This is a genomic window from Shewanella sp. MMG014, from assembly GCF_018100775.1.
Taxonomy (GTDB): Bacteria; Pseudomonadota; Gammaproteobacteria; order Enterobacterales; family Shewanellaceae; genus Shewanella; species Shewanella japonica.
This window is the reverse complement of record NZ_JAGJDZ010000001.1, coordinates 541,677-558,430: the sequence shown is the minus strand read 5'-3', so window position 1 is coordinate 558,430 and position 16,754 is coordinate 541,677. Positions and strand designations below refer to the sequence as shown.

The 16,754-nt window shown below is 40.4% G+C and carries 11 protein-coding genes; 7 read left to right on the top strand and 4 right to left on the bottom strand.

Annotated elements, in window-relative coordinates; translation table 11 throughout:
• Positions 1-198: 198 nt before the first annotated feature.
• A complete protein-coding gene (locus tag J8L86_RS02320; protein ID WP_119968894.1) occupies positions 199-1,611 on the bottom strand; it encodes an FAD-dependent oxidoreductase in 1,413 nt (470 codons plus the stop codon).
• Between the two features lie 5 nt (positions 1,612-1,616).
• Positions 1,617-6,065 carry a glutamate synthase large subunit gene (gene gltB, locus J8L86_RS02315; protein ID WP_192022325.1) on the bottom strand — a complete coding sequence of 1,483 codons (4,449 nt, stop codon included), beginning with the start codon at positions 6,063-6,065 and terminating at the stop codon, positions 1,617-1,619.
• 516 nt (positions 6,066-6,581) lie between these two features.
• On the opposite strand from gltB, the gene J8L86_RS02310 reads away from it, so the two are divergent.
• From J8L86_RS02310 to oxyR, 3 genes are all read left to right on the top strand, one after another.
• A complete protein-coding gene (locus J8L86_RS02310) occupies positions 6,582-7,517 on the top strand; it encodes a TIGR01212 family radical SAM protein (RefSeq protein WP_065109030.1) in 936 nt (311 codons plus the stop codon).
• 179 nt (positions 7,518-7,696) lie between these two features.
• On the top strand, positions 7,697-8,062 hold the full coding sequence (locus J8L86_RS02305; RefSeq protein WP_055025581.1) for an Hpt domain-containing protein: 366 nt from the start codon (positions 7,697-7,699) through the stop codon (positions 8,060-8,062).
• A gap of 163 nt (positions 8,063-8,225) precedes the next feature.
• Positions 8,226-9,134: a hydrogen peroxide-inducible genes transcriptional activator OxyR gene (oxyR, locus tag J8L86_RS02300; protein WP_055025582.1), complete on the top strand. Its 909-nt coding sequence runs from the start codon at positions 8,226-8,228 to the stop codon at positions 9,132-9,134.
• A 285-nt stretch (positions 9,135-9,419) separates the two neighbouring features.
• Here oxyR and J8L86_RS02295 read toward each other — a convergent pair whose 3' ends face one another.
• A complete protein-coding gene (locus tag J8L86_RS02295) occupies positions 9,420-10,493 on the bottom strand; it encodes an adenylate/guanylate cyclase domain-containing protein (RefSeq protein ID WP_055025583.1) in 1,074 nt (357 codons plus the stop codon).
• A gap of 121 nt (positions 10,494-10,614) precedes the next feature.
• The gene (gene mutH / locus J8L86_RS02290) at positions 10,615-11,283 is read right to left on the bottom strand and encodes a DNA mismatch repair endonuclease MutH (RefSeq protein WP_119968896.1); all 669 of its coding nucleotides are present in this window, start codon (positions 11,281-11,283) and stop codon (positions 10,615-10,617) included.
• A gap of 730 nt (positions 11,284-12,013) precedes the next feature.
• On the opposite strand from mutH, the gene rppH reads away from it, so the two are divergent.
• The 4 genes from rppH to J8L86_RS02270 all read left to right on the top strand — a co-directional run bounded on the left by rppH (position 12,014) and on the right by J8L86_RS02270 (position 16,563).
• Positions 12,014-12,532 carry an RNA pyrophosphohydrolase gene (rppH, locus tag J8L86_RS02285; protein WP_055025584.1) on the top strand — a complete coding sequence of 173 codons (519 nt, stop codon included), beginning with the start codon at positions 12,014-12,016 and terminating at the stop codon, positions 12,530-12,532.
• Positions 12,533-12,556: 24 nt separating this feature from the next.
• Positions 12,557-14,791: a phosphoenolpyruvate--protein phosphotransferase gene (ptsP, locus tag J8L86_RS02280; RefSeq protein WP_055025585.1), complete on the top strand. Its 2,235-nt coding sequence runs from the start codon at positions 12,557-12,559 to the stop codon at positions 14,789-14,791.
• Between the two features lie 32 nt (positions 14,792-14,823).
• Positions 14,824-15,627, top strand: coding sequence for a sulfite exporter TauE/SafE family protein (locus J8L86_RS02275; protein WP_065109031.1), 804 nt, complete (start codon positions 14,824-14,826; stop codon positions 15,625-15,627).
• An 84-nt stretch (positions 15,628-15,711) separates the two neighbouring features.
• Positions 15,712-16,563, top strand: a complete 852-nt coding sequence (locus tag J8L86_RS02270) for a thymidylate synthase (protein WP_065109032.1) — start codon at positions 15,712-15,714, stop codon at positions 16,561-16,563.
• Positions 16,564-16,754 lie beyond the last annotated feature (191 nt).

Below are 16,754 nucleotides of genomic sequence, written 5' to 3'. Positions count from 1 at the left end.
AAAAGGCTTAAATTTGCTAAGGAAGACCGTCAATGGTTCGAACAAGGTTAAGCGGAACTCAATGGCGGCTAATATAGCATAAATGAAATTTGCAGAAGTGATATAGGTAAATTATTTCTAATAAAAAAGCGCATTTTTCAATGCGCTTTTTAGTGTGTTTGAGGTGAATTAACACATTAAAACATGATGTGTTTTTGTTTAAGCATCTTCAAAAGCGTTAAGTATTCCTTGGGCTGCATCACGACCTTCAGCAATGGCTGTTACCACAAGATCTGAACCTCGAACCATATCACCACCGGCAAAGACTTTCGGGTTTGTGGTTTGGAACGGATTATCATCAAACTTACTCGCTTTCACTAATCCCCATTCATTGGTTTCAATACCGTAGTCTTTAAACCAAGGGGCAGGGCTTGCTTGGAAGCCAAACGCAATAATAATGGCATCAGCTTCCAGTACTTGTTCACTACCTGGAATGATTTCAGCTTTTTGACGTCCAGATTCATCTGCAGCGCCCATTTGGGTTTCGACACATTCAATTCCAGTTACAACACCATCTTGTTCTTTAATCGCGACAGGTTGGCGATTAAATAAGAAGTTGACCCCTTCTTCACGAGCATTTTGTACTTCACGGCGTGAACCTGGCATATTGGCTTCATCACGACGGTATGCACAAGTGACGTTTTTAGCGCCTTGGCGAACGGCTGTGCGGACACAATCCATGGCAGTGTCACCACCACCTAGTACAACTACATTCTTGCCTTCAAGGCTTTGATATGGATTTTCTGTGCATTGGGTTCCCATTAACTCATGGGTGTTGCCAATAAGATACGGTAAGGCTTGGATCACACCTTCACTGTCTTCTCCCGGAAGACGTGCTTTCATTGCCGTATATGTGCCCATACCTAAGAATACTGCATCGTATTCATCTAATAGGGTTTGGAATGGGATGTCTTTTCCTACAGTAACGCCCATCTTGAACTCGATTCCCATTCCTTCAAGAACACTTCGGCGAGTCTGCATGACATCTTTATCTAATTTAAAGGCTGGAATACCGTAGGTAAGCAAGCCACCAATTTGTGGATATTTATCGTATACAACAGCTTTAACACCATTTCGACTTAAAATATCTGCACAACCTAAACCAGCAGGACCAGCGCCAATGATTGCTACACGTTCTTTACGTGGAGTAACCTTGCTCATATCTGGTCGCCATCCTTGGCTAATTGCGGTATCAGTAATGTACTTTTCAACATTACCAATAGTGACAGCACCAAAGTCATCGTTAAGGGTACAAGCACCTTCACATAGGCGGTCTTGCGGACATACTCGACCACAAATTTCTGGTAGCGTATTGGTTTCGTGGACTAAGTCTGCCGCTTCAAGGATACGTCCTTGTTCAGCTAACTTAAGCCAATTAGGAATATAATTGTGAAGAGGACACTTCCATTCACAATATGGGTTACCACAATCTAAACAGCGATCAGCTTGCTCTGCCACTTGGGGCTGAGAAAAAGGCTGATAAATTTCGATAAACTGTGTCGAACGCTCTGCTGCAGAGTGTTTAGTGGGATCTTTGCGATCTACCTCAATAAATTGAAAATCATTACTCATCTAAATTACCCCGCCTTAACAGCTAGTTCCGGGCTCTTTTGCTCTATTTTCAGCAAGTCGGCAACGGCAATATTCTTAGGCTTAACTAAAACAAAACAGTCTAACCAGTTTTCGAAATCACTTAAGATCATCTTGGCATGCTCACTTCCTGTTGCTGCTACATGGGCTTCAATCAGTTCTTTTAAGTGTTGCTGCTGGATTGACGATTCTAATTTTTGAGTATCGACGAGTTCGTTATTAACGCGACGACTAAAGTGATTGAAACGGTCAAATATATAGGCAAAACCGCCAGTCATACCGGCACCAAAGTTAACCCCAGTTTGACCTAGTACCACTACAATACCGCCAGTCATGTATTCACAGCCGTTGTCACCCACGCCTTCAACCACCGCGATAGCGCCAGAGTTACGAACAGCGAAACGTTCACCTGCTTGACCAGCTGCATAAACACGCCCGCCTGTTGCACCATACAAACAGGTGTTACCCATAATGGCACTTTCTTCACTTTCAAATGGGCTACCCACTGGTGGATGAATAATAATTTCACCACCTGACATACCTTTACCAACATAGTCGTTGGCATCACCAATCAATGTGAGGTTCAGTCCTGGGCTATTCCATACGCCAAAACTCTGACCCGCACTACCGTTAAACTGCAGTGATAACGGAGCTTTAGCGCCCTTAAGGCCAATGTTCGTTGCAATAAAGCCTGATAATGAGGCGCCTACTGAACGATCGGTATTATTAATATTGTACTGTTTAGTGAAACTTGAGCCTTCAAGTACCGCTTGACTGCTATCGGCAACAATTTGTAGGTTTAAGTCACCTTTGTCATCCGGTGGATTAAGCTCTTTCCAAGTAATATCGGTGCCAGCTGGGACTTTAGGTTGATAAAGAATAGGGGCTAAATCTAATCCTAGTTGCTTGGCTGTTTGACCTTCAAGGGCATATAACCAGTCGGTTCGACCGACGAGATCTTCAAACTTGGCAACACCAAGTTTTGCCATCCATTCACGAACCTCTTCAGCAACAAACTCGAAATATGTCATTACTCGCTCAGGTAACCCGTGATAATGGTTGTCACGTAGGTTTTTATCCTGTGTTGCCACACCTGTTGCACAGTTATTTAAATGACAAATTCGTAAATACTTACACCCAAGCGCAATCATTGGCACAGTACCAAAACCAAAGCTTTCAGCACCTAATAACGCAGCCTTGATGATGTCCATACCTGTTTTTAAGCCGCCATCAACTTGTAGGCGGATCTTGTGACGTAATCCGTTTTCAACAAGTGCTTGATGTACTTCTGCTAAGCCTAATTCCCAAGGAGAACCTGCATACTTAACTGAGGTAATTGGACTAGCACCAGTACCACCGTCATAACCAGAGATGGTAATCATGTCTGCGTAAGCTTTAGCTACCCCCGTCGCAATTGTGCCGACACCCGGCTCTGAAACGAGCTTGACTGAAACTAATGCTCTTGGATTGATTTGCTTTAAATCGAAAATAAGCTGGGCTAAATCTTCAATAGAGTAAATATCATGGTGTGGAGGCGGTGAAATCAACGTAACCCCAGGTCTTGCATGGCGCAGACCAGCGATTTCTACACTGACTTTATGACCAGGAAGTTGTCCACCTTCACCTGGTTTAGCGCCTTGTGCCACTTTAATTTGCAATACATCAGCATTCACTAAGTAATGAGCTGTCACACCAAAACGACCGGATGCAATTTGTTTGATTGCTGAATTACGTTCGCTATTAAAACGACTAGGATCTTCTCCACCTTCACCAGAGTTAGAGCGTCCTCCTAGACGGTTCATAGCTACAGCTAGTGCTTCATGCGCTTCAGGACTTAATGCACCAATACTCATTGCAGCACTATCAAAGCGCGGGAATAAGTGCTCAGCACCTTCAACGCTTGCAGCATCGATTGCAGCTTTGTCACCTTTAACACCAATTAGATCTCTTAATGTCGCGATTGGTCGATCATCAACGAGCGCTGCAAACTTCTTATATTTTGGATAATCTTTATCTTTTAAGCTTTGTTGAAGTGTATTAACCACATCAGGGTTAAAGCTATGGTACTCACCGCCCTCAACATATTTCAGTAAGCCACCTTGTGGTAATGGCACATGGGCACGGTAGGCCGCTTTATGAAGTGCTTTTTGATCTGCAGCTAAATGCTCAAAGCTTGCCCCTTCGATACGGCTTATGACACCTTTGAAACATAATTCAATCACTTCAGATGACAAACCAATAGCTTCGAATTGTTGGCTGCAACGGTAAGAACCTACAGTACTGATGCCCATTTTGGACATAATCTTACGAAGACCTTTTTCGATGCCTTGACGGAAGTTCAGCATCAATAAACTATCATCTTCAACTTGGTTCTTTTTCGCCATCGCTGAAATAGATTCATATGCTAGATATGGGTAAATAGCGGTCGCACCAAAACCAAGTAACACAGCAAAATGATGTGGGTCACGAGCCGAAGCCGTTTCAACAATGATGTTAGTATCGCAGCGTAAGCTCTTATCAACTAAGCGTTGCTGCACTGCGCCAACAGCCATAGCTGCTGGAATGACTTGTACATTTTTAGCAGTGGCTCTGTCAGATAAAATAAGTAGCGTTGTTCCGCTTCTTGCCAAGCGCTCAGCATCATCTGTTACACGTTCAATGGCTTGCTGTAAGCTTTCGTGTGCATCGTAATTTAAATCAACGGTGTTTGCTCGGTAGTAAGAGCTATCTAAGCCTAATAATTGGTTGAAATCACTGAATAGCAGCACAGGTGAGTCAAACATCACTCGATAAGCAACACCTGTAGTCTCGCAAAATAGGTTTTGCTCACGCCCCACACAAGTGGTTAATGACATTACGTGTTTTTCACGTAGAGGATCGATTGGTGGGTTAGTTACCTGGGCAAACTTTTGACGGAAATAGTCATATAAAGAACGAGACTTCTTAGACAATACAGCCATTGGGGTATCGTCACCCATTGAACCGGTTGCTTCTTCGCCTTTTGATGCCAATATCCAAATGACTTGTTCGAGCTCTTCTCGGCTATATCCAAACTGCTTTTGATATTGAAGCAATACTTCAGGTGTAAACTGACTAGCACCTTGTTGAGCTGCTTCAATTTGATTTGCAGGGATAAGTGTTTGACTATTTTTAGCCATCCACTCTTTGTATGGATGGCGACGTTTTAAATCATTATCAATTTCAAATGATGAATATAAACGGCCGTTCATCGTATCTAGGACTAATAGTTCACCTGGACCAACACGACCTTTTTCTACAACCTCATCAGCTGAGTAATCCCAAATGCCGACTTCTGATGCCAAGGTTAGAATTCTGTCTTTAGTAATCACATAGCGAGATGGACGCAGACCATTACGATCGACGGCACAGGCAGCATGACGACCATTACTCATCACGATACCTGCAGGTCCGTCCCAAGGCTCCATATGCATTGAGTTGAAATCGTAAAATGCTTTTAACTCGTCATCCATTTCAGGATTACTTTGCCATGCAGGTGGAATCAATAAGCGCATCGCACGGTATAAATCCATGCCACCAGATAATAGCATTTCTAGCATGTTGTCTAATGAAGAGGAGTCAGAACCCGTTTCATTCACAAAAGGTGCGGCTTGTTGTAAGTCAGGTAATAGTGGCGAGTTAAACTTATAAGCACGCGCACGAGCCCATTGGCGGTTGCCAGTAATGGTATTGATTTCGCCATTATGAGCTAAGAATCTAAATGGTTGTGCAAGTGGCCATTTAGGTGATGTATTTGTTGAAAAGCGCTGGTGGAAAAGACAAATCGTACTTTTAAGACGAATATCAGCAAGATCGGTATAAAAAGACGGCAGATCTGCAGGCATCATTAAGCCTTTATAGACGATGACTTGTCCTGACAGACTCGCGACATAAAAATCCTTGTCATCGACAATTTGTTGCTCAAGTCGGCGTCTAGCCATATATAGACGACGTTCTAAGTCTTTTTCACGCCAGCCAACAGGGGCGTTAATTAATACTTGGTAGATCTCTGGTAAGCTCTTGCGACCAATTTCGCCGAGCACGTCAGGATTGACTGGTACCTTTCTCCAGCCTGCAACACTTAATGTTTCACGTTGTAGTTCTTTTTCTAATATAGCTTTAGACGCTTCAGCTTTAACTGGGTCTTGGCTAAGAAACAGCATACCAACAGCAAATTTACGACTTAGATGCCAATCATTTTCTGTTGCTACAGCAGCAAAAAAGTCTTTTGGCATCGACATTAGTAGTCCACAGCCATCACCTGTGCGACCATCCGATGCAATACCGCCACGGTGTTTCATTCTGTCTAAACCGTGAATAGCAGTACGGACAATACGATGGCTAGCATCGCCATCCATTTGGGCTATTAAGCCGAAACCACAATTGTCCCGCTCAAAGCTGGGATGATATAAGCTCATACAAAAACTCCCTAAACCTAACTTAATACGACTCGGATAATGCGGAGAAGTTCTCATAGATATGCACCCGAACCACTCAAATTAGCCCGATAATGAATAAAGGTCAAACTTAAATTACTCAACAAAATGAATTGTTATGTCTATTACAGATGTTAAAAAAAACCAGCCTTACGTTAACGTAAACTGTATTTTTGTTCGTATAACCTTATGAATAAAAAGAATTTTAAAAAAGTCGGCTTTTTAATTTTACTTTTTGTTAACACTTTAGTCTAATTGATTTAGTTTTATAAATAGTGAATTTATTTTCAAGCACAGTTGCAGTGAACTATTTATTTAATTTGCGTATTTATTCACTTTGATAGTTGGTTTTAAATTAATCAAATTAACCATTTGTGAAGTTGTACTGACATTGGTTGAAATATAATCGCATTAATTCATCATTTCTTGATATAGCACCAAGTATTTACTCTTTAAGCTGTATATCATCGGCCACTTTTTGAAAATTGAGGATTGGCAGTGGGTTTAGATGATTACGTGAATACATTTGGTGCTGTATGTAAACAGCAATACGGTGGACGGATCAGAAAGCTGACTATCGATGCTAAATTCACTTGCCCAAACAGAGATGGCACCCTTGGTAAAGGCGGCTGTACATTCTGTAATGTTTCTTCGTTTAGTTATGAGCAAGGGACTGAGGCCAGTATCTCAGAACAACTGAGCCAAGGTAAGCAACGTTCAGTATTAGCAAATGCACCCGCTTCTACCTCTAAATATATAGCATACTTCCAAGCTTATACTAGTACTTACGATGAGTATCAGGTGTTAAAGCAAAAGTATGACGAAGCGATAAAAGATGCCGACATTGTTGGATTACATATTGGTACCCGTCCAGACTGCGTACCGGATGATATATTGGACTTACTTGTCAGCTATCAAGATAAAGGAATTGAAGTCTGGTTGGAGCTTGGTTTACAAACGGCGAATAATGGAACTTTAAAAAAAATTAACCGCGGCCATGATTTTGATAGTTATAAAGACACTGTTATAAGAGCAAGAAAACGTGGGATTAAAGTCTGTGCTCATTTGATTCTTGGTTTACCTGACGAGACGTTTGAAGATTACCTTTCCAGTTTAACGCAAGTTATATCAACAGGTGTTGATGGTATAAAATTACATCCATTACATATTGTTGAAGGAAGTGTCATGGCTAAAGCTTGGCGACATAAAGGAATGCCTTTATTGAGTCTGGAAGATTATGCTCACTACGCGAGTGAGTTAATTAGACATACTCCAAAAGAGATAATTTTTCATAGAGTCACAGCATATGCTAAAAAACCGATGTTACTTGCTCCAGAGTGGTGTGCTTTTCGTTGGGATGGCTTAGTAGCAATTGTCAAAAACTTAGCCGAGAATGGCGGACAAGGGCATTATGTTACCGGCGGAACAGTGTAAAAAGTAACCAGTTTGCATGTTTTGCAGTGATTTATATGGGCGGATTTTAATTTTTTGTTAAAACCATGTAATTAGTTTACGAAAATTGGACTTGAAAAGCGCTGAGTTGTTGCATAGGCGATTATTGCGAGTATTATAAATTCCAATTTTACAGAAATAAATTAGAAAGAGGTGCCACAATGGCCACAGTCCAGCTAGAGTCTATTTTAGATCTCAATACTTTAGAGCAATATTGTAGTGCTATTGGTGCAGGTACTTTATTAAAAAGTGTCGTGTTATTTGAGCAATTAATGCCTGAGTATGTAGGTAGTTTAGTTAAAGCAAATGATGTGAATGATAAAGATACATTATGCGCAGAAGCTCATAAATTTAAAGGCGCTGCTGGTTCAGTTGGTTTGAAGCGCATTCAGCAGTTTGCACAAAAACTGCAGCATGGTGAAGAGTCATCATGGGAAGCTGAGCACAACGCTTGGTTAGCTGAAATTGTTGAGCATGCTGGTTCAGATTTACAGCAATTAAAAGCATTCCTAGAAGCCAAAGCATAATCACTGCTGGTTTATAGCGACATTAAAAGTCCCGCAAGGGGCTTTTTTTTTGGTCTTTTTTTTGAGAATAGTAAAATTGAGCTATGGATCGCGCAGCTGTGATTGTTATTTGTTGTGACTTAATTCATTATTTAAATGAAATCTTCTTAGGGTAATCGATTAAATGAAAAACCTACCGAGTTTAAAAAATCTATTCTATCTGGTTAACTTGCACCAAGAACAAAATTTTAACCGAGCTGCTAAGTCATGCTTTGTTAGTCAATCTACTCTATCGAGTGGCATTCAAAATCTTGAAGAACAACTGGGCTACCAATTAATCGAGCGAGATCATAAATCATTTATGTTCACAGCAATAGGTGAGGAAGTTGTTGAAAGAGCGAGAAAGCTGCTTACTGATGTTGATGACTTAGTTGAATTGGTTAAAAATCAGGGTGAGCCTATGACTGGAGAGATCCGCTTAGGTTGTATTCCAACTATTGCCCCTTTCTTATTAAGCCGTGTAGTAAAGCAATGTCAGCAAGATTATCCACAATTGAGTTTATTGCTAAAAGAAGACACTACCGACAGCTTATTAGACTCATTAGGAAAAGGTGAGCTGGATTTATTGATACTTGCATTACCAGTAGATACTACTGGATTTCACAGTATGAAAGTGGGTATTGATCCTTTTAAAATGGTCGTTCATGAAGAGTTATCGGGTGGGATAATAAACCCGATTGATTATCAAAAAATGCCAGATGAAAGTATTTTCTTACTGCAAAGTGAGCACTGTATTACTGGTCATGCTATTACTGCTTGTCAGTTAGGCAATAGTGCCAAAATTAACCCTTTTGCTGCGACCAGTCTACATACATTAGTTCAAATGGTTGATAGCAAATTAGGCACCACATTCTTACCGCAAATGGCAATTGATGCTGGGATCTTAAAAGATACTGAGTTGAATATAATGAACCCGCCAGGTGAAAGCCCTTATCGAGATATCGGCTTGGTGTGGCGTCAAACAACTAGCAGAATCGCCACATTCAGAACATTAGGCTTAATGCTAGAGAACTTACTCGCTAAACCTGAGTAGTCTGTTGTTGAAAGGGAGTTTATTAGCAAGTTCATCTAGATAAATACCTTGTTATCGGTAAGAAGCGGGTAGAGAGGTTACTTACTTCTTACAAACCTTGATTGTTCCGTTCGAACCCGTTTTTACATCGTAGCTAACGGGTTTACTTTTTATCTGGGAAAAACAACAGGAATAAGAAGTTTATAAGGCGCTTTGTACTTTTGAGTAAGCTAAGGTGAACTGGAGAGGAGCAAAGGCAAGGGGCGCTAACGAGGGATATTTAATTATATTCCTTAAGTTGCTTGTTTAGGGCTTTTTAGGGCTCACACCATACACTTCAATTTCATGCTTTTTGCCTTTGAGCTTCATAGCGCCTAAATCTGATAACTCAAATCGACTATCTTGTCTTTCTAGGCGGTGTGCCACCTCCCCAGAAATAAGCATTCTTTGACCTAGCGGGTTACATTGGTCTTGTAGTCTTGCCAAGGTATTTAACACATCACTGAAAAAGCTAATTTCTTGCTTTTGAACACCAACCACAGCAGCAACAACTTGGCCGCAATGAGCTGCCGCTTTAAATTTAGGCACAAAGCCATAGTGTTCTTCAAAGTAAGGTCGATGCCAGTTAAGTTGTTGGCTAAATTCGTAGTAAATATTCATACAGCGATCTTGCTTGATCCCATCTTCAAGAGGCCAATGAATCAAAACTGCATCACCCATATAGCGATAAATTTCAGCATCATTATCAGTTACTGTATCAGCCAGCATACTAAAACTATCTTGAATTAATCGGCTAAAGCGATAGTCGCCTAGGGTTTCAGCGTGCGCAGTTGAAGATACCATATCAACAAAGAGGAATAGTCGATGTTCATATCTTGGCTGATGGTACTTACCTAAGCCAATGTTCATCAATACTCGAGGGCCCACGAGTAGTGCCATTTGTTCGATAAAGGCAAGGCCTACACGTACAGCGACTAGATATATGATTAATGCTTGAAAAGAAGGACTATAAAGGATGTGCGCTGTGAGCATTTGTCTTAGCGTGACAAGATGATTTTCAATAGCCCACATATTGAGGAATTGGGTAACATAGGCAAGCGTCATTGCGCCTAGCAGTAGAAACAAGCCTTTAAAAATAACTGAGAAGATATAGGGTAAACGACTGATTGCACTAAAGTCAGCGATTAAATTCGACATCCAATGCAGACAACCAAACACAAAACCCATGAAGATGGCTAATGTGGCAAGGTCTGATTTTCCCATAGCCCATTGGGGGAGTTCAGGGGCTTGTGAATAACGAAAAAAGACAAATGCGCCCATGGCTAAACACCATGCTAATATCGCAAATAATAGCTTTCTCGTCTGTCGACGTGCTTTCACTGGTTTATATCTGATCCGTTGATATTTTGAGACAGGCTAGTTTATAGAAAATTACCCTACTTGTCATAGTGGTATTCTAATAACTTTCAAAATAGATTATGAATGTTGATTTATTGTAATGTTATCCAAACGCATTTGTTAGTATTTGGTGGGTGAAATTGATCTTTAAATAAAAACCTCTTGGATTAGATAGTTTAATTAAGCCATTTTCTGCAATTGATTCAGTTAATGAGTGACTATTTGCAGCCTTAGGTCTTAGTTGTAATACTTCTCCGTGTCGAGCTGTCACTTTTTCAACTTGCCCTAATGCGATCATCTCCATTATCTCTTCCCAGTCTTGTTGTAACGCGGTTAGCTGTTCAGGATTTGGGCTCCATAGTACAGGGGTGCCTATTTTTCTGTTTGCTACCGGAATACTTCGATCACCTTGTACTGGTATCCATAAGACTTGCTGTAGCTTATGAAATACGACACTGTTTTCCCATGTAAGGCCCTGGATATTTGTTAACGGTGCAACTGTGACATAAGTTGTTTCAATAGGGCGACCAGATTGGTCTATGGGAATGGTTTTAAGTTCGACCCCTAAGTGCAAAAAATCTTGTTGGGGTTTAGAACCTGCTGTTGCGCCGAGTTCCATCTCAATCAATTGACCAATCCAGCCTTTATCTCTCTTCAAATTATCAGGTACATTGAGTTGATGCTCATTTGCAATATCTCCTAATGAGACACCGGCCATATCATTGGCTCTTTGCATTAATTCTGCGATGGAATTTGGCTGGCTATTCATCATTATTGCTTACTTTCCCCTAAATAGGCTTGGTCATTATAAGTTTACTTGTTTGGCAGTATTTACGCATCTATTGTTACTGGTTATTAATTGTGCAGTGATTTTATTGAAAGTTATTCACTGAGTAAAATAATCCCAATGTACTGATTAATAAGTTTTTTTGTTTAAATTGGTCAATCTGTTTTACCAATTTATTAAGTTACTCTCCTTTTGCTCTACTATTTCACACATAGTTATCCACAGATTTGATGGATAACTTTAAAAAAGTATCGCTTAACGGATAATTTTTTGTTCGTCAATGCTTAAAAATAGCTTTATTTTAATATTAATGAAATAAAACTCTTGTTTTTTGTGTATAACTTAAAACCCATAAAATGAATTTATTAATAAGTAATTTACCTGGTTAAAAAGTGACCTTTGGTCATCTGGGATAACTGTAGCTAGTCTTGTGTTTTATTTATTTTGTTGAATTTTATGGTTTTATTGTGGTTGTTTGACTTTTTTATTATACGGTAGCTTATGTTCTTTAAAGCAGGTTTTACTGTTATTAGTGAGTTTCGAACAGAGATATCCACAGATTTTGTGGATAATGTGCATTAATATTTTTCCCTTCTGTTGATAAAAGTAATAATTCTTAAATTTTATCCCAAGTTATGCCGTTATTAGTTGATTGCCCGTAGCCGTGCTTTATGAAACAATCTAATCATTAATTTGTAGTGACATTGGAGTCCATGTGATTGATAGCGACGGCTTTCGCGCAAATGTGGGCATTATAATCTGTAACAAATTTGGTCAAGTTATGTGGGCCAGACGGTTTGGACAACATTCATGGCAGTTTCCACAAGGTGGCGTTGATGACGGAGAAAGTCCTGAACAAGCTATGTACCGTGAATTGTATGAAGAAGTTGGTTTAAAGCCGGAAAATGTACAAATTTTAACGTCAACACGCTCATGGTTAAGATACCGTTTACCAAAAAGATTGATTAGACAAGAAAGTAAACCTATTTGTATTGGTCAAAAACAAAAGTGGTACTTATTACAGCTTAAAGATAGCGATGACAGTATTAATTTGAACTCCTGTGGACACCCTGAGTTTGATGACTGGCGTTGGGTGAGTTATTGGTACCCAGTAAGGCAAGTTGTTTCTTTCAAACGAGATGTTTATCGTAAGGTTATGAAAGAGTTTGCATTCACCACTTTAGCGTTTCAAGGACGTGAGCCCAATCGCAAACGAGGGCGACACCGTAATTAATGTAAACTGATAGGGGATAAAATCGTGTTAAACACGCTCAGGGATATAACTCAAGCGGTTGCTGGAGCTAGCAGTCTTGAGTCTGCACTGACACAGTTGGTTTCGCAAACAAAGTTAGCGATGCAAACTCAGTGCTGTTCAGTATATATTCTTGAGCAACAACACCTTGTCTTATCGGCGACAGACGGCTTGGCTGTTGCCGCCATCAATTTTGTTAAAATGCCCCTTTCTGAAGGACTGGTGGGGTTAGCTGCTGAAAAAGAAGAAGCCGTTAACCTTGCCGACGCCAAAACACACCCACGCTTTAAGTTTTTTCCAGAAGTAGAAGAGGAAGAGTACCGAGCGTTTCTTGCTGTTCCTATTATTTTTCAAAAACAAGTGGTTGGAGTTATTGTGGTTCAGCAGCCACAGCCTCGACAGTTTAGTGAGAATGAAGAAGCCTTTTTAATGACGCTGGCAGCGCAGCTGGCGGTGGTCATTCGTAGTCTCAAGAACAAAGCGGCGATTAGCAATGTTCAGCAACAAGTCGTTTTCAAAGGGGTTAGCGCATCTAAAGGGATCGCCATTGCAGATGCATTTGTATTAGGCGGTGCGATATCTTTAGTGCAGCCAGATCAACAATGTAGCGATACCGAGCAAGAAACCCTTAGACTGAAAGCTGCAATGCAGCGTTGTAAAGATGCAATCAGTGCCTTGTCCCAGCGTTTTGACCGTGAAAACGTGGATGATATAGCATCTATATTTTCAGCGTTACAACTCTTGCTTAATGAGGCTAGTTTAGGTGGTGAATACATACGAGAGGTGAGTTTAGGCTGGCAAGCTGAATCAGCCGTTAGCCGCGTTTCAATTCGCTATATTGATCAGTTTATGGCAATGGAAGATCCTTACTTAAAAGAACGCGCTAGCGATATTCGCGAACTCGGACAAAAAGTATTACGCCAACTTATAGAGCCAGATAAGTTAGATTTAGCCCCTTCAAAACCTGTTATTTTAGTTGCTAAAGAAGTGGATGCGACACTACTCGCTGAATTCCCACGAGGGAAACTAGCAGGGATCGTCACCGAACTTGGGGGAGTTAACGCCCATGCCGCTATTTTAGCTCGAGCATTAGGTGTGCCAGCCATTGTCAGTGTTGATCAAGTCATTGCGGCCAATATTGACGATAAAAAACTCGTTCTTAATGCGACTAGCGGTCAGCTTCTTGTTTCTCCTTCAGAATCCGTGCTACGTGAATATTACACTTTAATTTCGGAAAATCAGGAACAGCAACGTCAATTCTCAGCTGAATTGTCATTACCTGCGCAGACAACGGACGGCCATCGTATTCAGTTATATCTGAATGCTGGTCTATTAAGTGGGTTAAGTACCGACATGGCCGAGGGTGCAGATGGGATTGGGTTATATCGTACGGAAATTCCATTCATGCTACATCAGCGATTTCCGAGTGAAATTGAGCAAGTTCATGTGTATAAACAAGTGTTATCTGCTGCTCGTGATAGACCTGTGGTTATGAGAACATTAGATGTGGGAGGAGATAAACCCTTACCTTATTTTCCTATCAATGAAGATAACCCCTTTCTTGGCTGGCGAGGTATTCGATTATCCCTTGACCATCCAGAGTTATTTTTGATGCAGCTACGGGCAATGTTAACGGCAAATGTAGACTCATCACAGCTACAAATTTTGCTACCTATGGTCAGTAACCTTGATGAAATTGATAGGACTTTATTATACCTAGAACAAGCTTATTCAGAATTAACTGACGAATTACAGCGTAGGATCCCTAAACCTAAAATTGGGGTTATGTTAGAAGTGCCTTCGTTACTCTTTCAGTTAGAAGATGTGGCTAAGAGAGTCGATTTTGTTTCAGTTGGCAGTAACGATTTAACTCAGTATTTACTTGCCGTTGATAGAAATAACCCCAGTGTTAGCTCACTTTTTGATAGCTTTCACCCTGGTGTGTTAAGAGCGTTAAAATGGACAATTACTGATTGTAAACGCTATAAATTGGATGCCAGTATCTGCGGAGAGCTAGCAGGTGAACCAATGGGGGCATTACTCCTTGTCGCTATGGGCTATGACAAATTGAGTATGAATCAAGGCAGTATTGCTCGAATTAATTATTTATTACGCCGGATTGATAAACAGTCATTAGAACAAATTTTGGATACCGCTCTGACACTCTCTAACGGGGAGCAAGTCAGGACATTACTCAATGACTTTTTAGCTGAAAACGGCTTATCTGCCATTTTGCATTAGCCGATTTAGCTATACACGGATAAGGTTTTACTGTGGACAATCTTTTACTGATTTTTTTAATCTGCTTGTTACTGGGCTCATTTGTCGGTTTCATGGCTGGCTTATTAGGTATCGGCGGAGGCTTAATCATTGTCCCAGCCCTTTTATATCTTCTCCCTTGGGTTGGTGTTGAGTCATCTCAGTTAACCCATGTTGCTATTGCAACCTCATTAGCCTCTATTATTTTAACTTCTTTTTCATCTGCGTTAGCTCATCACAAACGTGGAAATGTTCCATGGAATCTATTCAAACCCATGTTGCCGGGTATCATGTTAGGGGCACTAGCGTCTGGGTTTATTTCAGAAAAAATTCCATCTGCTGATTTACAAACCGCATTTTCGATATTTGTGATACTTATGGCCATACAAATGGCGTTCCCATTCAAGCCTAAAGCAAATGAGCAAATACCTGCATTTATCGTGTTATTTTTGGTTTCCTCGATTATTGCTATCGTTGCTGGATTAATGGGTATTGGTGGTGGGGTACTGTTTGTGCCATTTTTGAGCTATTGCGGCATTCAAATGCGCAGTGCTGTAGGGTTTTCTTCGGTAACGGGTTGTCTTATTGCACTAGCTGGTACCACTGGATACATCATTGCAGGCTTAAATGCACCTGATTTACCCCAAGGTACCATTGGCTTTATATACTTACCCGCTTTGTTTGGCATCATTATCAGCTCAATGTTAGTCGCACCATTAGGGGTAAAAATGGCAAGCGTATGGCCGACTGCTGTGCTTAAAAAGATATTTGCACTGTTATTAATGGTTATTGGATTAAAAATGGCGATAACCGCATAAAATTCTTGTTATCATCTACCCAATAATCGGAGACTGTCTCTTCAGGTAACCGAAACTTATCGAGCTTTTATATAGGAATGTACAATGCGTCAGTATTTAAATTTATGCCAAAACATCGTAGACAATGGTCATTGGATAGAGAATGAACGCACTGGAAAACGTTGTTTAACCATCATTAATGCTGATTTAGAGTACGATGTTAAAAATAACCAATTCCCAATTATTACTACTCGTAAAAGCTTTTATAAAGCTGCGATTGCTGAGCTTATTGGCTATATTCGAGGTTATGATAATGCTGCAGATTTTAGGGCTTTGGGCACTAAAACTTGGGATATGAACGCGAATGATAATGCTAGCTGGCTTGCTAATCCACATCGTAAAGGAGAAGACGATATGGGGCGGGTATATGGCGTTCAAGGTCGACGTTGGCAGAAAACCTCAGGTGGTACTGTCGATCAGTTAGCCAAGATTGTTGATAACCTGTCCAAAGGAGTTGATGACCGTGGTGAGATTATTACATTTTATAATCCAGGTGAGTTTGATGTGGGTTGTTTAAGACCATGTATGCATACACATACCTTCTCATTACTAGGTGATACTTTGCACCTAACGAGTTATCAACGTTCGTGTGATGTGCCATTAGGGCTTAACTTTAATCAGATTCAAGTGTTTACCTTTTTAGCATTAATGGCACAAATTACCGGTAATAAGGCGGGTACCGCATACCATAAAATCATTAATGCACATATTTACGAAGACCAATTAGATCTAATGAAGAATGAGCAGCTAACTCGCGAACCATTTCCTTCACCACAATTAAAAATTAACCCAGACATTAAGAGTCTTAAGGATTTAGAAACTTGGGTGACTATGGATGATTTTGAAGTTGTGGGTTATCAGCATCATGATGCGATTAAGTATCCATTTTCGGTCTAATGCTGATCAGATAAGCTAACTCATTGTATTAACGGTTTTTCACTTTTGATAAACCGTTAAAATCATTTGGTTATTGTAAATTACACTGTAATGACAGCTAAACTCTCTCAAATTCACTTCATAAACGACTACACTGATTCGTGTTAACTCACTTCATTTTTGTCTGAGATTGCACCTGGAAGCCTAAAAAA